Annotated in this window: 16 protein-coding genes; 10 read left to right on the forward strand and 6 right to left on the reverse strand. The window is 61.8% G+C overall.

Annotated elements, in window-relative coordinates:
• Positions 1 to 940: 940 nt before the first annotated feature.
• The 10 genes from rfbA (at position 941) to EV699_RS13820 (ending at position 11,290) form a co-directional block, all read left to right on the forward strand.
• Entirely contained in the window at positions 941 to 1,828 is an 888-nt protein-coding gene (gene rfbA / locus EV699_RS13775) for a glucose-1-phosphate thymidylyltransferase RfbA (RefSeq protein ID WP_132543684.1), read from the forward strand.
• A gap of 40 nt (positions 1,829 to 1,868) precedes the next feature.
• Positions 1,869 to 2,123, forward strand: coding sequence for a DUF4351 domain-containing protein (locus tag EV699_RS13780; RefSeq protein WP_132543686.1), 255 nt, complete (start codon positions 1,869 to 1,871; stop codon positions 2,121 to 2,123).
• Between the two features lie 76 nt (positions 2,124 to 2,199).
• Entirely contained in the window at positions 2,200 to 3,231 is a 1,032-nt protein-coding gene (gene rfbB / locus EV699_RS13785; RefSeq protein WP_132543688.1) for a dTDP-glucose 4,6-dehydratase, read from the forward strand.
• 172 nt (positions 3,232 to 3,403) lie between these two features.
• A complete protein-coding gene (locus EV699_RS13790) occupies positions 3,404 to 4,687 on the forward strand; it encodes an oligosaccharide flippase family protein (RefSeq protein ID WP_165904139.1) in 1,284 nt (427 codons plus the stop codon).
• Entirely contained in the window at positions 4,684 to 5,595 is a 912-nt protein-coding gene (locus EV699_RS13795; protein ID WP_165904140.1) for a sulfotransferase family protein, read from the forward strand. Before EV699_RS13790 ends, EV699_RS13795 begins: the two co-directional genes overlap by 4 nt.
• A gap of 42 nt (positions 5,596 to 5,637) precedes the next feature.
• Complete coding sequence (locus tag EV699_RS13800; protein ID WP_132543694.1) at positions 5,638 to 6,921, forward strand: hypothetical protein; 1,284 nt, start codon at positions 5,638 to 5,640, stop codon at positions 6,919 to 6,921.
• Between the two features lie 53 nt (positions 6,922 to 6,974).
• The gene (locus EV699_RS13805; RefSeq protein ID WP_132543696.1) at positions 6,975 to 8,216 is read left to right on the forward strand and encodes a glycosyltransferase family 4 protein; all 1,242 of its coding nucleotides are present in this window, start codon (positions 6,975 to 6,977) and stop codon (positions 8,214 to 8,216) included.
• Positions 8,191 to 9,114: an NAD-dependent epimerase/dehydratase family protein gene (locus EV699_RS13810; RefSeq protein ID WP_132543698.1), complete on the forward strand. Its 924-nt coding sequence runs from the start codon at positions 8,191 to 8,193 to the stop codon at positions 9,112 to 9,114. Before EV699_RS13805 ends, EV699_RS13810 begins: the two co-directional genes overlap by 26 nt.
• A 16-nt stretch (positions 9,115 to 9,130) precedes the next feature.
• Positions 9,131 to 10,129, forward strand: a complete 999-nt coding sequence (locus tag EV699_RS13815; protein ID WP_132543700.1) for a sulfotransferase family protein — start codon at positions 9,131 to 9,133, stop codon at positions 10,127 to 10,129.
• A 15-nt stretch (positions 10,130 to 10,144) separates the two neighbouring features.
• Positions 10,145 to 11,290 carry a DUF1972 domain-containing protein gene (locus EV699_RS13820; protein ID WP_132543702.1) on the forward strand — a complete coding sequence of 382 codons (1,146 nt, stop codon included), beginning with the start codon at positions 10,145 to 10,147 and terminating at the stop codon, positions 11,288 to 11,290.
• On the opposite strand, the gene EV699_RS13825 is transcribed toward EV699_RS13820, so the two are convergent.
• The 6 genes from EV699_RS13825 to EV699_RS13850 all read right to left on the reverse strand — a co-directional run bounded on the left by EV699_RS13825 (position 11,291) and on the right by EV699_RS13850 (position 18,706).
• Positions 11,291 to 12,424, reverse strand: coding sequence for a glycoside hydrolase family 5 protein (locus EV699_RS13825; protein ID WP_132543704.1), 1,134 nt, complete (start codon positions 12,422 to 12,424; stop codon positions 11,291 to 11,293).
• A 158-nt stretch (positions 12,425 to 12,582) separates the two neighbouring features.
• Positions 12,583 to 13,509 carry a glycosyltransferase family 2 protein gene (locus tag EV699_RS13830; protein ID WP_132543706.1) on the reverse strand — a complete coding sequence of 309 codons (927 nt, stop codon included), beginning with the start codon at positions 13,507 to 13,509 and terminating at the stop codon, positions 12,583 to 12,585.
• A 64-nt stretch (positions 13,510 to 13,573) separates the two neighbouring features.
• Positions 13,574 to 14,698 carry a glycoside hydrolase family 5 protein gene (locus EV699_RS13835; RefSeq protein ID WP_165904141.1) on the reverse strand — a complete coding sequence of 375 codons (1,125 nt, stop codon included), beginning with the start codon at positions 14,696 to 14,698 and terminating at the stop codon, positions 13,574 to 13,576.
• Between the two features lie 17 nt (positions 14,699 to 14,715).
• Positions 14,716 to 15,978, reverse strand: coding sequence for a polysaccharide pyruvyl transferase family protein (locus tag EV699_RS13840; RefSeq protein ID WP_165904142.1), 1,263 nt, complete (start codon positions 15,976 to 15,978; stop codon positions 14,716 to 14,718).
• A 67-nt stretch (positions 15,979 to 16,045) separates the two neighbouring features.
• Positions 16,046 to 17,332, reverse strand: a complete 1,287-nt coding sequence (locus EV699_RS13845) for a lipopolysaccharide biosynthesis protein (RefSeq protein WP_132543712.1) — start codon at positions 17,330 to 17,332, stop codon at positions 16,046 to 16,048.
• Between the two features lie 3 nt (positions 17,333 to 17,335).
• Positions 17,336 to 18,706: an O-antigen ligase family protein gene (locus tag EV699_RS13850; protein ID WP_165904143.1), complete on the reverse strand. Its 1,371-nt coding sequence runs from the start codon at positions 18,704 to 18,706 to the stop codon at positions 17,336 to 17,338.
• Positions 18,707 to 19,125: the final 419 nt, after the last annotated feature.

The raw sequence follows: 19,125 nt of genomic DNA on the forward strand, positions 1-19,125 counted from the left end.
ACCTGGTGTTGTGGGCGATGCAGGACGCGCCGGCCTTGTCGACCCAGGCAAGGACATGGGTCTTCACCCTTCTCCCCTTGGGAGAAGGGCCGGGGATGAGGGTTCCTCGTGTCCATCCACCCGCCAGCCCGTAGGTTGGGGTGAGCGAACGCGAACCCCAACGTCCATCTGGTGTGGGAAGCACCCTCACCCCAACCCCAGCCCGTAGGTTGGGGTGAGCGAACGCGAACCCCAACGTCCATCGGCGTCATCGGGCACCGCCGTTGGGGTTCGCTGCGCTCACCGCCAACCTACTGATGGTGTGGGAAGCACCCTCACTCCCACCCCAGCCCGTAGGTTGGTGGTGAGCGAATGCGAACCCCAACGTCCATCGGCGTCATCGGGCACCCCCGTTGGGGTTCGCTGCGCTCACCCCAACCTACGCGGAGCGGCCTGTCGTCATCGTGAGCCCCAACCCCCACGGGCGAGGGGTCAAGGCGCGGCGCACCGTTTTCACCCTTCGCCCCCTGGGGAGAGCGAAGCGAGGGGGGCGTAGCCGGCCGGGGATGAGGGTTTCTTGCGCAGATCGGTCTTCTCGGGGCAAGGGTGGAAGTGAGATCGGCTGCCGGCGGGGGGTGTAATCCCATAAAACTCTTGTATCCTTGCGCCCACCCGCCTTTACCTTGCACTGCAACATAAGGGAAAGTAGCGCCGCTACAGCGGCCGACAGGGACTCCCGTGATGACTCGATCCGCACCCGACGCCGGCACTAGGGCTCGCCATGTCCGTCGCTCCCAGGTTTCGACATGCGATGGCACCGGTTCGCGCCTTGCCGGATGGTGCGCAGGGAAGGGTGTGAACGGGCGCCTGCAGGGCCGGTACAGAACATTCGCCGCCGACATGCCCGCTTCGGGCATGCGGTTTGCTTAGCCTCGGTTACCGTAGCGAAAGGACGTTCTCGATGACGACGCGCAAAGGCCTGATCCTCGCCGGCGGCTCCGGCACCCGCCTGCATCCGCTGACGCTGAGCGTGAGCAAGCAGCTGATGCCGGTGTACGACAAGCCGATGATCTACTACCCGCTGACCACGCTGATGCTGGCCGGCATCCGCGACGTGCTGGTGATCACCACCCCGCGCGACCGCGAGGCCTTCGTCGCGCTGCTCGGCGACGGCAGCCAGTGGGGGCTCAACCTGAGCTATGCCGTGCAGCCGAGCCCCGATGGTCTCGCGCAGGCCTTCCTGATCGGCGAGTCGTTCATCGGCAACGCCCCGGCCACGCTGGTGCTGGGCGACAACATCTATTACGGCCACGGCCTGCCCCAGATGCTGCGGCGCGCGGCGGCGCGCGAGAGCGGCGCCACGGTGTTCGGCTACTACGTGCGCGACCCGGAGCGCTACGGCGTGGTGGCCTTCGATGCCGCCGGACGCGCCGTCGACCTCGAAGAGAAGCCGAAGGCGCCGAAGTCGAACTACGCGGTCACCGGGCTGTACTTCTACGACCCCGACGTCGTCGCGCTGGCCAAGGAAGTGCGGCCCTCGGCGCGCGGCGAGCTGGAGATCACCGATCTCAACAAGGCCTACCTGGAGCGCGGGGATCTCAGCGTCGAGCTGATGGGGCGCGGCTACGCGTGGCTCGACACCGGCACGCACGACAGCCTGCTCGACGCGGCGAACTTCATCGCCGTGATGCAGGCGCGCCAGGGGCTGCAGATCGCCTGCCCCGAGGAGATCGCCTACCGGCTCGGGTGGATCGACGCCGAACACCTCGAACGCCTCGCCACCCCGCTCGCCAAGAACGGCTACGGCCAGTACCTGCTCGATCTGCTGAAGCGGGGCGCCGGTGCATGAACCGCCGGCTGCGCGCGACGTTTTGAAAGAGGCACCGGCCATGTTGGCGGAACGCGTACAGATCTGGGTGAAGCCCTGGATAGAGCAGGGCCTGCTGCAGGGCCGACGCGAAGGAGCCTCCCTGCTGCTGTGCACGCTGCTGCGCCGCCGCTTCGGTGATCTGCCCGAATGGGCCGACGCACGGCTGAACGCCGCCGACGAGGCGCAGCTCGGTCACTGGGCCGATCGCGTCCTCGACGCCCCCACGCTCGACGCCGTTTTCGCCGCGCCGCCGCAGGGAGAGGCCGGCGCATGACGCGCGTACCGGCCGCACCGCGCACCGATTTCGCTTCATCGCCTTTGCACGATCTGCTGAAAAGGGAACGCCACGCATGAGTTATCAGCCCCGCAACGTCCTCGTCACCGGTGGCGCCGGCTTCATCGGCGCCAACTACGTGCGCCACCTGCTCGGCGCCGACCCGACGGTGAAGGTCGTCAACCTCGACGCGCTGACCTATGCCGGCAGCCTCGACAACCTCGTCGACCTGCCCGACCCCGAGCGCCACGTGTTCGTGCACGGCGACATCTGCGACCGCGCCCTGGTCGAGCGCCTGCTGCGCGAGCACGTCATCGACACCGTCGTGCACTTCGCCGCCGAGAGCCACGTCGACCGCTCCATCAGCGGCCCCGGCGCGTTCGTGCGCACCAACATCGAAGGCACCTACACGCTGCTCGAAGCCGCCCGCCAGTACTGGCTGGGCGAGCAGGGGCTGACGCGCGAGGCCGCCGCCTCCATACGCCGCTTCCACCACATCAGCACCGACGAGGTCTACGGCACCCTCGGCGCCACCGACCCCGCGTTCACCGAGACCACGCCCTACGCCCCCAACTCGCCGTACTCCGCGAGCAAGGCCGCGAGCGACCACCTGGTGCGCGCCTACTTCCACACCTACGGGCTGCCGGTGACCACCACCAACTGCTCGAACAACTACGGTCCCTGGCAGCACGGCGAGAAGTTCATCCCCACGGTGATCCGCAGTTGCCTGCAGGGCCGACCGATCCCGGTGTACGGCGACGGCAGCAACATCCGCGACTGGCTGTACGTGGAGGACCACTGCCGCGGCATCGAGCGCGTGATCCGCGACGGCCGGCTCGGCGAGACGTACAACATCGGCGGCTGCAACGAGTGGAAGAACCTCGACATCGTGCGGCTGATCTGCGAACTGCTCGACGCGCGCCGCCCGGCGCAGGCGCCGCACGCGCAGTTGATCAGCTTCGTCACCGACCGCCCCGGCCATGACTGGCGTTACGCGATCGACGCCACCCGGATGCGCGCCGAACTCGGCTGGAGCCCGGCCGAAACCTTCGATACCGGCATCGTGAAGACGGTCGACTGGTACTTTGAACGGATGACAAGCATTTAATTGATGTAACAGGGCCGGGTCGCTCTTATGGGGTTGCCCGGTTGTCATCCGCTGATCTGAACGCCATAAGAAACATGGGCTCGAAAATCAGGGCGGACGGTTATCGATACGTAACATTGGATTCCTTCCTGTTATGCAGAGAGTAATGTCAAGAATGTCTCTAGACATACATATGAAGGAAATTCTCCGAGCGGCGACTACTGCTCTTTCCCTGAAGGTATTCGCGGCGGGGTTGGCGTTTGCCTTCAATGTCGTACTGGCGAGGATGCTGGGAGCTGATCAAACAGGTTTTTACTTTATCTGCTTGGCGCTGGCGACCATATGCAGCGTGATCGGGCGTTTAGGTCTTGATGACGTATTAGTGAAGGTAACGTCGGCAAACAAGGCCGTTCAGTCATGGCAGTACGTCTATGGACATTTTGTCGCCGCCATTGTAATTGGAGGCGTCGGGTCAGCGCTTGTTGGAGTTGTGTTGTTTTTCTCGTCTGACTACCTGGCGGTAACTGTATTCGATCAGCCGCAATTGGTAGGCGCGATTAAATTGATGGCGCTCGCTGTTCTTCCTGTCAGCATTTATACCCTTGCCTCGCAGGGACTGAAAGGACTGCGGTGCATAAAAGAATCTCTTTCAGTTCTCAATGTCTTTGCACCATTGGTTTCCTTGGCTGCATTGCCGGTATTCGTGGCATGGTTGGGGCTCGACGGCTCGATCGTGGCGTATGTGGTTGGCGCTTATTTTGCCGCAGCTATCGGTATATTTCTTTGGTACAGGCGCGCGACTGAAAACGCACCATTTTCGTCGGCATTCAATATGCCTGAATTGCTTGGTCCTGCACCACCTTTGTTTATTGTTTCAGTGATGCAGCTGATCATCAACTGGTCTTCCGTCGTGTTCTTGGGCATTTGGGCCGATAGTGCTGATGCCGGTATTTTCCGGGTGGCGAACCGAACCGCCATGCTGACAAGTTTTATATTTATTGCAATTGATAGCATATCGGCACCAAAATTTGCCGAGTTTATTAAAACAGGTAATTTAATGATGCTGAGAAAGACTGCGCGGCAATCGTGTGCGCTAATGGCATCGATTGCAGGCCCTGTCTTGGCGCTTTTTCTATTTTTCCCCGAGTTCGTTATGTCGGTCTTCGGGCATGACTTCGTTTCCGGGGCTACGGTTCTAGCCATTATCGCGGTCGGGCAGTTTGTGAATGTGGCCACTGGTTCGGTAGCAAGCCTTCTGGTAATGAGTGGTAATGAGAGATTGCTCAGGAACGATCTGATCGTATCCGCCATTCTTAATCTACTGCTCGGTATGATTCTGATTCCTAAATTCGGCTCTTTGGGGGCGGCAATTGGGTTGGCACTGACGATTGCTTTTCAGAATCTTTATGCGACTTATTTGGTTTATCGTAAGTTAGGTTTTTGGACTATTCCGTTTTTTGGGAGAAAATGCTTATGAGTCGTTTACCAAATCTGATTATTGCGGGTGTCAATAAGGCTGGCACGACTTCTTTGTTTTCTTATTTGGCCAAGCATCCGGATGTCGGTGTTTCTAGTGTAAAAGAAACGTGTTATTACTTGCCGCTGCGTTATGGCAGAAACACTGATCCGATCAGCGTGTATAAAAAGTATTTTAATAATGTACAAGATAGAATGGTGGTCCTCGAATCCACTCCAGGCTATTTTTATGGTGGTCCTTCCCTGATTAATAGGATCAACGAAGATATTCCTGGTGTAAAAATATTGTTGGTTCTGAGAGATCCCGTTGATAGATTTTTCTCGTTTTATAAGTTTAAGAAAAATATGCTTGAATTGGATGAAGGCATTACTGCTAAAAGTTATTATGAGAAATGTATGGCAATGAATGCGTCCGAACTTTCGAATGACGCGTTCAATGCTTATTTCGGTTTGGAAGGGGGGTTGTATTATAAGTATATTGATCAGTGGGTTGATGTTTTTGATAAGCGACTAAAGATCATGTTTTTTGATGATTTGAAGTCGAATCCCAATATGGCTGTAAAAAATGTGTGCGATTGGATGAGCATTGATTACGAGCGATATCCTCAGTTTTCTTTTGATATAGAAAATAAGACAGTCGCTTATAAAAATAGAACACTACAGAAGTTGGCTCTTGGCGTTAATCAGTCAATGGAGGGCTTTTTTAGGGCAAATCCATCAGTTAAGCGTGTGTTGCGTGATTTGTATTACTCTGTTAATTCCTCTTCTGACAGTGATTCTCTTCCAAGGGATAGTCTGAGTGAAGTAAAAACGCTTCTGCGTCAATATTATAGCGAGCCGAATTCGCTATTGAAGACATGCCTCATGAAGCAAGACGCTGATATTGTATTGCCTTCGTGGATACAGTAAGCATGAAATCACTAATAAAGTACTGTTTTTGAGCGACTTGTGATGAATGTTGTCCTCAATAAGAAAGCGTTTTTTGTTGCCTTGATCGCTATTCCTATAGTGTTTCAAGAGGCGATGACGTCGTTAAATCTGACGCCAATAAGGTATGTTGACGAATTATTGGCAAGTTTTTCCTTTGTGCTTATTGGTTGGCATATCCTGACAAGAAGAAAAAATCCCAAAATTTATTTCTTGATCTTGTTCGGGTGGCTTTTTTTTGCGGCGTATTCATTTTTCTTTGGCATGGGGTCGTCATATATCTCAGAAGTCTTGCAGATGCTTATTCATTTTAAGTTTTTTCTTTTTTATGTTTTGTTTCGATGGGTTTTTTTAAACAAGCGCTGTGACAGTCAGTTTGAGACGGTTTTTTACTGGTGTTTTATTGTTTCTGTTTTGGGGATTGTTTTGAATGTTCTTCTTGGCGATCGATTTTGGGGGATTTTTGCTGCTCTTCCAAATACAAGAGATGGTTCTTATAGATATGAAGGTTTTCAGTTAAAACCAAATGACGTGGCATTTCTCGTTTCTCTATGGTTCCTTTATGTTGCCTTTAAGGCGTCTTTGGAGAAGTCTACAATAAAAATTGCTGTTGCTTTTGGCGTATCTTTGGTTTTGCTGTATTTGAACGGTTCGCGAACAGCTTTGTTGATCTATCCAATGGTTATGTTGGCGTTCTCATTTTTGTCACTAAAATATCGGCTAGCTTCAATTTTGATTTGCTTGGTTGCTATTCCAGGCATAATGGCGACCGATTATTTTCAGTTGCTGCTCCAAAAAACAGAAGGAAACATAGGGGAGTTTTCGTCAATTGAGAGTTCGAGCTATATTCGTGCAATTATGATTTATAATGGCTTTAAGCTCTTAGTTGATTATTTTCCAATGGGTACGGGTGCCGGAACATTTGGGAGTGTAATGTCGGAAGGCAGTGTAGTTTATGACCAATTGGGAATTGGAAGCATGTCTTTTTTTGAGGACATGTGGGGCGTTTATGATAGTAATCTGGCCACGATATGTGGGGAGTTTGGGTTTGTTGGGTTGATGTATTTTTATGTATTGCTTCCTTTTTCTGTATATAAAGATGTGATGAGCCTTGTTGGTGAGCAGTCTTATAAAGTGAGGTATGTTAGGTTTTATGTTATGTCGATTTTGTTTTTTGGTCTTTTTGTGTCGGTGACTAATCCATTTTTTATGTATCAGTATAATTCTACAATTTTTATAATGGCGATGTTTCTTGCGCGGAATCTTGCATTGAAGGCTAATAATCGGTTTGGACATGGCGTCAGTTGATTAAAAGCGCAATGCTTCCGACAAGGATAGAAATCTGGTAAGGATTGGCGAATATGAAAATTTTGCTTGCCCACAAGTTTTTCAAGATCACAGGCGGCGCCGAGGTTTTTTTCTTTGAGGTGGGGCGTGTCCTCGAACAGAGGGGGCACGAAGTTGTTTGGTTCTCAACGAAATCTTCAGATAATCTGCCAAGTGCTCAAGAAGACTACTTCGTTGTTCCGCCCGAGTATCAATCAGGCAGCGTAGCGAAGCGCGCGCTCGGCATCGGCCGCATGATCTATTCGCGTGATGCCAAGGCGCAGTTCGCGCGGCTGATCGCCGACACCAAGCCCGACCTGATCCATGTGTTTGCCATCCACGTTCACCTGACGCCCTCGATCCTCGCGGCGGCGCACGAGGCGGGCGTGCCGGTGGTGATGAGCTGTAACGACTACAAGCACATCTGCCCGAATTACAAGCTCTATCACCACGGGCACATCTGCACCGATTGCAGGGGCGGGCGCTTCTACAAGGCGATCGCCAACCGCTGCTGCAAGGATTCGCTGGTGTTCAGCGTCGCCAGCAGCGTGGAGGCGTACGTGCACAATGCCATGGACGTGTACCGCAAGTACGTGCACACGTACCTGTTCGCGAGCGAGTTCATGGCGCGCGAAACCGAACGCTTCTGGGGCGAGGGCAGCTTCCGCTGGGACAAGCTCAGCAATCCGTTCGACAGCCGCAAGTACCCGCTGTCGGAGGCATACGACGACTATGCGCTGTACTTCGGCCGCCTGGTGGACGAGAAGGGGGTCGACGTCCTCGTGCGCGCCGCCGCGCAGGCGCCGGACGTGAAGATCAAGATCGTCGGCAACGGCCCGGACGAGGACAACCTGCACCGGCTGGCGCAGGACCTGAAGCTTTCGAACGTCGAGTTCCTGGGGCCGATGTGGGGAGAGGCGCTGGATGCCGTTCTCGCGCGCGCGCGTTTCGTGATCGTGCCGTCGGTATGGCATGAAAACTTCCCCTACGTCATCAACCAGTCCTTTGCCTTCGGCAAGCCGGTGATCGGCTCCGATCGCGGCGGCATTCCCGAAATGGTCCACGACGGGGAACGGGGCCTGACCTATCCGGCACAGGATCACGCCGCGCTGGCAGCGGCCATGACGAAGTTGTGGAACGACCCGCAATGCAGCGTCGACATGGGGCGCAGGGCAAAGGCCTTCGTCGACGACGAGTTCAACGATGAGCGCTTCTACGAGCGGCTCATGACCATCTACAACGGTGTACTGAATGCGCGCACTGGTATTGGGCGGTAACGGCTTCATCGGCTCGCATCTGGTCGACCTGCTGCTGCAGCGCGGGCATCGCGTGCGCGTGTTCGACCGTTCTCCCAACCGCTACCAGGCGCCTTACCCGGAAGTGGACTATCGCCTCGGCCAGTTCGGCGATTCGGCCGAGATCGCCGAGGCACTGCAGGACATCGATGTGGTGTTCCACCTCATCAGCACCTCGGTGCCGAGTACCTCCAACCTCGATCCGGTCGCCGACATCAACGGCAACCTGGTGGGGACCGTGCAACTGCTCCAGCAGATGGTGAAGCTCGGCCTCAAACGCATCGTCTACCTGTCGTCGGGCGGCACGGTCTATGGCAACCCGACGCTCGAACCGGTGCCGGAAACCCACCCGCTGCACCCGATCTGCTCGTATGGCGTGGTCAAGGTCGCCATCGAGAATTACCTGTTCATGTTCCAGCAACTGCACGGCCTGCTGCCGACGGTGCTGCGCGCGTCGAATCCCTTCGGGCCGCGACAGGGGCACATCGGCGTGCAGGGTGTCATCCCCACCTTCCTCGCGCGCCTCGTCCAGGGTGATCGGCTGCAGATATGGGGCGATGGCTCGGTCGTGCGTGATTACATCTACATCGCCGACCTGGTGGATCTGGCGATGCTGGCGGGAGAGTCGAGCGCGACCGGGGTATTCAACGCCGGCAGCGGCTCGGGCTGTTCGCTGAACGAGATCGTGCGGGTGATCGAGCGGATTTCCGGCAGGACGGTACCCGTGGACTACCTGCCGGGGCGCGCGTTCGACGTGCGCGAGATCACGCTGGACGTGCGCAGTGCGAAGGCCGCGTTCGGCTGGCAGCCCCGCACGTCGATCGACGAAGGCATACGGCGGCACTGGGACTGGCTGCAAACGATATCGGCTCATCAATAAATCAAGGGTGTCTGAGATGGTCGCGCAGATCGATGGAGATTACGTTCGCGCTCGACCGGGCAAGCTTTACAGCCGCCTGGTGAGTTACGGCCTGTTCGAGGGCAGGCCCCTGACGACCAGGGGACGCTGGATCAATCCCCTGGTGTTCGGCCTGTTCGAACTGGAAAAACGCCTGCCGGTGATGCGTCCGGTGAAGGAGCCGGTGTTCATCCTCGGTACGGGGCGCAGCGGAACGACGATTCTCGGCATCGTGCTGTCGATGCACCGGGATGTCGGCTTCCTCAACGAGCCGAAGGCGCTCTGGCATTCGGCGCACGGCGCCGAGGACCTGATCGGGAGCTATTCGCGGGGGCCGGCACGCTACCGCCTCGATGAAACCGATGCGACGCCCGCGGTGGTCCAGGCCATGCACCGCCTGTTTTCCGCGTACCTGCTGGGTTCGGGCAGCCGGCGCGTGGTCGACAAGTACCCGGAACTGATCTTCCGCGTGCCCTTCGTGCGGGCGATCTTCCCGGACGCCAAGTTCCTCTTCCTGGCGCGTAACGGCTGGGATACCTGCCACTCCATCGAGCACTGGTCGGAACGCCTCGGCGAACAGCGCAACGGCGAGGTGCACGACTGGTGGGGCGTCGACAACCGCAAGTGGAACCTGCTGACCGAGCAACTGGTTCCCGAGGATGAAGACCTCGCGCCCCACGTGGACGCCATCCGGGGCTTCAAGCGGCACACCGACATGGCGGCGGTGGAGTGGATTCTGACCATGCGTGAGGGGCTGCACCTGCGCGCCCGGCATCCCGACTGCGTGCACACGGTCCTGTACGAGGACCTGGTCAACCACCCGGCCGAGGCACTCACGGCGCTGCGGGCCTTCTGCAACCTGGGCGAAGACGCGACCTTCGACGAGTACGCGCGGCGGGTCCTGCGACCGGCGCCGCGCAAGGCGCCCTGCGAACTCCATCCCTGCATCCGCGACGCCTTCGACAGCACGATGCGGATGCTCGACTACACGGCCTGAGGCTTGAACCCGATCATGGACAAACGCGTCGCCATCATGGGCATCCGGGGCGTCCCGGCGCAGCACGGAGGCTTCGAGACCTTCGCCGAACATCTCGCGCTGTATCTGGTCGAGCGCGACTGGGAGGTCACGGTCTATTGCCAGGACGAAGGGGTGGAAGGGCCGGTGCGCACCGACGACTGGTGCGGCGTGCGCCGGATCACGATCCCGGTCAGGCGCGAGGGCGCCGCGGGCACGGTGATCTTCGACTGGCGCTCGGTGCAGCACGTGATGGGCACCGACCAGCGCCTGCTGCTGACGCTCGGCTACAACACGGCGCTGTTCTGCACGCCGTATCGCTTCCGGGGCATCCGCAACCTCATCAACATGGATGGCATCGAATGGAAGCGCGACAAATGGAAGTGGTACGAACGCGCGTGGTTGTGGCTCAACGAGCGCGCCGGCTGCCTGGTCGGCACCCACCTGGTGGCCGATCACCCGTCCATCGCCGATCACCTGGCGACGCGGGTCAGTCGCCGCAAGATCACGATGATCCCGTACGGCGCCAATGAGGTGGTGAGCGCGGATGTCGCACACCTCGCTCCGCTCGGGCTGGAACCGGGCCGCTTCATCACCGTGATCGCGCGCGCCGAGCCGGAAAACTCGATTCTCGACATCGTGCGGGCGTTCTCGCACAAGCGGCGCGGCATCAAGCTGGTGCTGCTCGGCAAGTACCAGCCCGACAGCAACCCCTTCCACCGGGAAGTGATGGCCGCCGCCGGCGACGAAGTGCTCTTCCCGGGGGCCATCTACGACAAGGCGATCGTCGAGGCGCTGCGCTTCTACGGCCGCTTCTACGTCCACGGCCACCGGGTCGGCGGCACCAATCCCTCGCTGGTCGAAGCCCTCGGTGCCGGGTCGGCGGTGCTGGCCCACGACAACCGCTTCAATCGCTGGGTGGCGGGTGAGGGCGCCCGTTACTTCACCGATATGGTGTCGTGCGTGGATGCACTGGATCGCCTGCTCGTCGACGATGGCGAGATCGAGCACATGCGCACCGCCAGCCGTGCGCGCTTCCACCAGATGTTCACGTGGGACACCGTGCTGGCGCAGTACGAGCAATTATTACTGAAGCATCTTCCCGAGTCGGCAGTTAAGCCTGGAGAGAATTTGTATAGTTGATCATGGGTTAATATTGCGATGAAAGGCATCTCGCAATATCTGCAGCTTGGGAGTATTTGTCGATCGTTTTCGATCATTGTTGCCCGTTTCTGCTATTTCCGCATCCCACGCTGGAGCTTGGCGCCATGAATGATATGTCCAGCTCCAGCCAAACTCTTCGAATAGATCAATGAGGTCGCTGACATATCGATCGCCTGATGCGCCGCTCATGCGTGTGGCACTGAATTCGCTGATAAAGATGGGAACGTTGTAGCGGCGCTGAAATTCCAAAGCTGGTTGCATAGCTCGACGAAGTTCGTCTTTGTCCCACGTCGTCATGCCAACGCGTCCTGGATACTGAGGACCAAGACGCAGGCCAGCCTCGACGCCCTGATGGGTGAACTGGCCTGGCTGATACATGTGCGGGCTGTAAACCACATTTGAATCGGAAGGTGGATCGAGATAAAGCAATCCTTCGAAACGACTGACACGTTTCTTGATGCCGGTATTTATGACAGGCGGTTCGATGATGATGGTTGTATTCTTATCATGCTGGCGGATTGTTGTAATAAGTCTTCGAATCAATGCGTTATAATCAGATGGACCTGCCTTGAAAGGTAATGTGTCTGTCGCTGGCTCGTTCAGAATGTCATAACCCACAATTACATGGTTGCGGTTTTTATAGCGATCGGCAATTCGCCCCCATAAACGATCTAGGAGATCGTGATACTGGAAGTCCCTCCAAAGCTCATCAGTTGCAAAAGTCGTTGTGTTGACCGCGGTTCCTGGCATGGTATGAGGGTCAATTACAACCTTGATGCCGCGCTTCTCACACCAGATCAACAATTGGTCAAGTTTCTTAAATGCTTCCTCATCAAAATCATATGGTGGTTGTTTTTTCATCAAAGGTTGCTTGCTGAAACCTATTCGCAATAAGTTGCCGCCAAGATTGGCGAAATCAGCAACATCCTGCTCCGTAATGTCCAACTGTGTCGTCATTCCTCGATATGGTCCCCAAGTGGCTGCACTAACCGGACCGGCAGTCATCACTGCAAGAAGAACAACAAGACAGCAGTGACGCCCTAAGGCATAAAAAAAGCCGTTGTGCATGGTGATGGCATCGAATGGCGCAGTTTCGACCTGCGCGGATGTCATGCCACCGGGAAGGGGGTGAAGTCAATCAGAGTGTCACGGCGCAACTGCGGCGAGTGGCGGCCGGTCGGTGCCGGCCACCTGCAACGAATGTGTCGGACGAACCGGACGGCAGGTGTCGTCCGGAATGTGCATCCGGCGATCCGATTCGTGCGCGCCGTTCAGCCCAGCGCGCCCGATACCAGGTAGCGGATCTGCTCGATCGTGCCGCGCGGATTCGCCTGCCAGATCACGCCGCCGTTGCGCAGCACCAGGCCGAGCCGGGCCGCGATCGAGTGGCGGCTGCGCAGCACGTCCTCGCACAGGCGCACGATCTCGTCGGGCAGGCCCTCGCGGCGGGCGAATTCGAGGAAGTTAACGATCTGCGTGTAAACGTCGAAGCGCGACACCTCCCGCGCGAGCAGACGCCTCGCCGCCTGCACCAGGCGACGGCCGAGGTGGCGGTCGTAACCGACGCTGTTGCGGCCGTGCTGGCGGTAGAGGATGCCGGCGTAGGCGTCGTAGAACACCCGCCCCTTCGACAGCACGAGCAGGTAGATCCACCAGTCGTGCATGCAGCATTCGCGCGGCAGGTTGCGCAGCACGAGGTCGCGCGCGGCGCGGTTGAGGACGATCGTGCAGCCGGTCGCGAAGTTCTCGACCAGGGCGTTTTCGAGGCAGAACAGCGCCGGCACGCGGGTCTGCCGGGACGGGCGCAGGTTCTCGTCGACGATCCGCAGCCGCGAGAAGTACATCGCCGGCACGTCGGACGGACATCGCTCCAGCGTGGCGACGGCGCGCCTGAGCTTGTTGCGCAGCCAGTAGTCGTCCTGGTCGCAGAGGGCGTAGTAAGCGCTGGTGTCACGGGCGAGCCCGAGCAGGCGGAAGAAGCTGCGGGTCACGCCCAGGTTGTCTTCGGCCAGCCAGCGGACCCGGCCGTCCTTGTGCGCGTAGCGCTCGACGAGGGCGAGCGTGCCGTCGCGCGAACCGTCGTCGCGGATCAGCAGTTCGAGCTCGCGGTGGGACTGCTTCAGGATGCTGTCGATCTGCTCGGCGAGGAAGGCTTCGCCGTTGTAGGTGGACATCAGGATGGAAACGTGCGGCGACATCGAGCGGACCTCCTGGAGGATCGACGAAGGGGGGATGCGGAAGCGGCGGTGCGGCGGGGGGCGTTCACGGGGCGGTGGCGTTGCGCGCGAAGGCGGCCTTGAACAGGCGCAGGCGTTCGGTATCGGCCGAGCGCGCGCCCTCGGCGCAGCGCGGCGCGGAAACCTCGGCGTCCCAGATCGGCGACTCGCGGAAGGCGTGGTAGGTCCAGCTCCAGCCGAACGACTCGAACAGCTCGATCAGGTCGCCGAGGTAGCGGATGCCGTCGTCGCCGGTCCAGCACGCGGCGCTGAACTCGCCGATGTAGACGATCGCGCCCTGGCGCTCGGCGAAGCGGCGGACGGGTTCGAGCGCCTGCCGCAGGGTCTCGCGGTCCCAGTCCAGGTGCTCGGCGGGGCCGGGGTAGCGCACGCCGCGCGGCAGCCCGGCGAACACGCCCTGGTGCGTGAACGCCTTGGGCAGGTACATGTGCGGGCTGTAGATCACGCGCGGATCGTCGATCGGCCGCAGCAGCGCCATGCCGGCGATGCGGTCGATCCAGCGGCCACGCGCGTCGAAGCCGGTCGGCGGCTCGACGATCACGTAGCGCTCGGGGTCGTGCACGCGGATCGCGTCGACGCTGCGCTGCTGCAGGGTGTTCCAGACCTCGGCCGCGGCGGCGCGCGCGTCGGCCGGGACCGACGGCTCGTTGAGCAGGTCATAGGCGGCGATCACCGGCCCGCGCTGCGCATAGCGCTCGGCGATGTACGCCCACAGCTCGACGATGCGCTGCTGCAGGGCCGCGTCGGTCCACAGCGCATCGGTGGGCGTCGTCGTGAACGGCGAGCGGGTGCCGGGGAAGGCGTGCGGGTCGATGACCACGCGCACGCCGCGCCGCTCGCACCAGGCGAGGATGCGGTCGAGGCGCGCGAACGCCTCCTGGTTGAGGGCATGGGGTGGCTGGGCGGCGAGCATCGGCGCATCGGCGAAGCCGACCCGCAGCAGGTTGCCGCCGAGCTGGCGGAAGGCTTCGACGTCGGCCTCGGCGATCGCCGAGTGCGTGGTCATGCCGCGGTACGGCCCCCAGCCGGCGGCGCCGGCGGGGTGGGACGCCCCCAGGCCCAGGGCGACGACGAGTGCGGCCGCGGCGGCACGCCGGCCGCGGGCGCCGGCGGTGCGCCGTGCGTGCCGGGCGCTGGGGGCGGGGGGCATCGTGGTCCGCGACATGCTCAGGCGCAGGCGGCGAGCGGGGCCGCCGGCAGCGGGCGGGCGGCACGGGCGTGGCGCAGGCCGCGGACGAAGCGCAGGTAGTCCTCGCGCACGCCCTGGCAGAAGCGCGGCATGAAGGCGTGGAAGGCTTCGGCGCTCGCCAGCCGTGCGTGCAGCAGGTCGAGGGTTTCGCCGACCTCGCTCTCGCGGTCGATGCAGAAGCGCTCGGAGCCGATCTGCGACATGAACGAATCGAACTTGCGGTGGTTCGGCGAACCGACCGGGTAGTCGTTCACCGCCACCACCGGCACCTGGTTGCGTGCGGCGACGATCAGGCCGTGCAGGTTCTCGCTGATCACGAGGCGGCAGCGTGCCAGCGCGCTTTCGAGGTCGAAGACGCTCGACGGCAGCACCAGCCGGTTCTCGATGCGGTGCTGGTTGAGGACGTGCTGCACCGTCAGGCTGGCTTCGAGGTCCCCCTGCCAGCGACGGCTCATGATTACGTCGACCGGCGCGCCGCTGCCGCTGTCGGCGACGAAGCGGGCGAAGACGCTCGCCATCCGCGCCAGGAAGGCTTCGTTGCCGTTGTTGAGGATCAGGCCGACCGGCCGCTCGGCGTCCGCCTCGAACGGACGGGTGCGCACGCCGCTCAGCGCGATGTCGGGGATGAGGGCGGCGTCGATCTGCAGCGCGGCGAGGTCGCGATGGGAGAATTCGTCGCGCACCGCGATCGCCTGCGCACCGCGCATCGTCCCGGCGATGCGCTGCTTCAGCGCGGCGTCGCGGAAGGCGCCGAAGGTCTGCCCCAGCAGCGCATAGGGCACGCCGTGCGCGCGGGCGAGGTCGACCTCGCGCAGGTGCGCGCGCACGTTCGACGCCCAGTGCTCGTTGAAGTAGCCGCCGCCCGCCATCACGAACAGGTCGGCATCGGCGATCTCGCGCTGCAGGTAGAGGATCTTCGGGTCGTTCTCGCGGATGCGGTAGGCGAGTTCGGAGTTGGCGATCGCCTCGCGGCACTTCAGTTGCACGCGGTTCAGCAGCCCGTAATGCCGGTCGAGGCGGCGGAACATCGCTTCCGACGAACCCCAGTCCAGCACCGAATGCGCCGCGCGCGCGAAGCGCACGTTGGGGTAGCGGTCGCGCACCAGCGGGTCGGGGGAATAGGTCAGCGCGACGATCTCGGCGCCCTCGTACGCCTGCTGCAGCAGGTCGAGGGTGGCGAGCAGGATGGCGTCGTCGCCCAGGTTGCCGTAGCCCCAACCGCCCGAGATGATGATTTTCATGGCCTTGAAGTCCTCGATGTATTCCATGCAAGCGTGATTCGGAAGGGCAGGTCCGCAGCGGAGCGGTTCATGGCGCAGGCCCGGCCGGCGAGGGCTCGCCGGCGGTGATCGCGCGATGGATGACGACGGTGAGGGCGGCATAGGCCAGCAGCATCGCCGCCGAGTAGGCCAGCACCAGGTCGAACGGCGCGATCGGGAACAGCGCCGGCGCGGCGAAGATCGCCAGGTTGATGACGAGCCGCGAGCCGTCCCACCACAGCAGCCACGCCTTGCGGTCGAGCACCACCAGGGTCTGGGCGAGCGGCGAGGCGACGAGCTGGCCGGCGTAGCCGAGCGACAGGCAGGTGACCAGCGGCGCGACGTCGCCCCATTCGGTGCCGAGCAGGACGCGGTAGACCTCGCGGCCCGGCAGTGCGGCGATGGCGACGACGCCGAGGCCGACCGCGGTGAGGCGGCGCAGGTAGCGCCGGTACAGGGCGACGGCGCCCGCCGGGTCGGTGCGCACGGCGCTGGCGAACTCGCCCAGGTAGTGCTCGGCGACCGACTTGCCGACGAACAGCATCGGCAGCGCGATCAGGCGCTGCGCCATCGCGAACAGGCCGACGAAGGCCGGCGAGTAGTGGTAGGCGAGGGCGAAGTTCGGCAGGTACAGGCTGAGCGTGTTCATCAGCCCGAGCGGCGCCATCAGCAGCGGGAACTCGCGGTGCTGCGCCAGCACCGCACGCAGGCGCGGCAACTGCTCGCGCAGCCGGGCGAGGAGCGGCACCCGCCCGCCCGGTGCGCGCCCCACCAGGTGCAGCGAGGAGGCGCCGAGCGCGAACAACTGGCCGGCGATCAGCGTGACGGTGTCGGCGCGCAGCACGGCGCCGAGGCACTGCCCGCCCACCTGCGTGACGCTGCGGGCGACGCCCGAGCGGGCAAGCTCGCGGTAGCGGCGCCGGCGCACCGCGACGTAGCGCAGGGTCTCGTTGCCGGCGATCGCCAGCGCACCGAGCGGTATCCACCAGGCGAGATCGCGCAGCGACGGCGACGCGATCAGCGGCGCATCGCCGACGGTGCCGGCGAGCACCACCGCGTAGGCGAGCAGCGTCATCGCCAGGGCGACCGCGCCGATCAGCACCAGCAGCGGCATGACCTCGCCGTCCTGGCGGACCGCGGCGATGGCGAATTCGAGCCGCAGCGTGATCAGCACCGCGACCGCCATCGCCGCGGACAGGTAGACCGAGAACAGCCCCAGTTCGCTGGTCGAGTACAGGCGCGTCAGCAGCGGCGACGCGGCGATCAGGATCAGTTGCGAGAATGCCGCGCTGCCGAGCAGGGTGGCGAGCGAGGACGAGCCGAGGCGCAGGCGCATGCGTCAGCCCCCGGCAGCCACGGGATGGCCGGTGCGCAGGCCGGGCTCCGATACCAGGGTGCGGGACGGCGCGGGGTGCTGAGGGCGCCCGAGCAGCGCCCGCCGCGTGCACACCACGGCGACCAGCACCACGAACAGCGGCAGCGTCTCCTCGTAGAGCGAGACGATCAGCAGGAACGCCATGAACAGCCCGATGCTGCCGGCGAGTGCAGTGGCCTCGGCGGCGAGGTCGGCGCGTTCGCGCAGGGCCTTCGCCTGCTGCAGCGTCGCCCGCGCGCACAGCACGCCGAGCAGCAGGAACAGCGCGGTCGCCGGCAGGCCGGACTCGATGCTGAGCGACAGGTAGTAGTTGTCGACCGACACCCGTTCCGCATCGAGGTTGACGCCGGCGACGTTCGCCGCCATGCGCGGACCGATGCCGAGCAGCGGGTGGGCGACGATGCTGCCGTAACCGCGCACCGCCTGTTCGAGCCGCGCCTGCGAACTGTCGGCCTCCTCGGCGCTCGCGCCGGTGACGATGCGCACGGCCTGGAACGCCACCGCGCCGGCCGCCAGCACCAGCGCGAGAATCAGCACCGCACCCTGCAGGCGGTGGGTGACGTCGGCGTGGCGCAACAGGCGGCGGGCGCCGGCAGCGACGCCGAACAGCACCGCCACGCCGAACAGCAGGATGCCGGCGCGCGAACCGGTGGCCCACAGGCACAGCACCAGCAGCGTCAGTGCCGCGCCGGCGAGCCACGGACGCCGCGCCGCGCCCCATTGCAGCGGCACCAGTAGGAGCGGCAGCAGCAGCACCAGGTAATGCGCGAGCGACAGCGGGTTATAGAAGGTCGACTGCGCGCGGTAGGCGCCGCGCACCTTGGCGCGCAGCGCCTCGTCGAGGAAGCCGTCGCCCGTCGTGCCGGCGGGGATCAGCGCGGCGATCGGGTTGGCTTCGAGCAGGCGTTCGAGCAGCCCGAAAGCCGCGACCGCGGTGGCCGCGATCAGCAGCGTGCGCAGCACCCGCGCGATCTTGTGCGGCGCGGTCACGTAGTACAGCGTGGCGAAATAGAGCGTCAGCGCGGTGAGCGCGTCCGACACGGCGGTCTTCAGGGAAACGTCGACCTGCACGCTCGCCAGCGCGCTGAGCAGGCGCCAGGCGAGGAACAGCAGCAGCGTGAGCCAGATCGGCGCGTTGACCCGCAGCACATGCAGCACCCAGCGCCCGCGCACCCGCGACAGGCAGGCGTCGGCGGCGAGCATCAGCAGCAGCGCGATGAGCATCACGCGCTGGATGTTGAGCAGCCCCGCCCCGGAAAAGCGCAGCCCCAGGTAGACCGGGCAGAGCGGGAACAGGAACAGCACCGTTCGGTAGACGAGATCGTAAGGCTTCATCGCTGGAGATCCTGCGGAGCGGCACGCTGCGCGATGCCTTGCCGAATCAACCGCGCGCCGCCCGGCAGGGCGCATGGCGCGGTGCACCATCCGACCTTATCACCGGCATTTTTATTCCGATAAATACAACTTGGTGTGCGCTATATGCGCTGACGGGTATAAAAGCGTGGATCGATGCTGCGGAAGAAGGCGTTGAGCCACGGCTTCAAGCCCTTCCCCCCTGGCCGAAGCCCTTCTCCCGTTGGGAGAAGGGTGGGGATGAGGGTTCCTTGGCTTTCAATGGTGTGCGTCGAAAAGCACCCTCACCCCTGCCCCTCTCCCAAGGGGAGAGCAACTGTCTTCGAAGTCAAGCGCTGATGGCCAAGTTGATGTGGCGCGCGGCATTCCAAGTTGTCTGATCCCGCAGCATCGCATTGAGG

Origin of the sequence: Plasticicumulans lactativorans (assembly GCF_004341245.1) — a bacterium.
GTDB lineage: Bacteria > Pseudomonadota > Gammaproteobacteria > Competibacterales > Competibacteraceae > Plasticicumulans_A > Plasticicumulans_A lactativorans.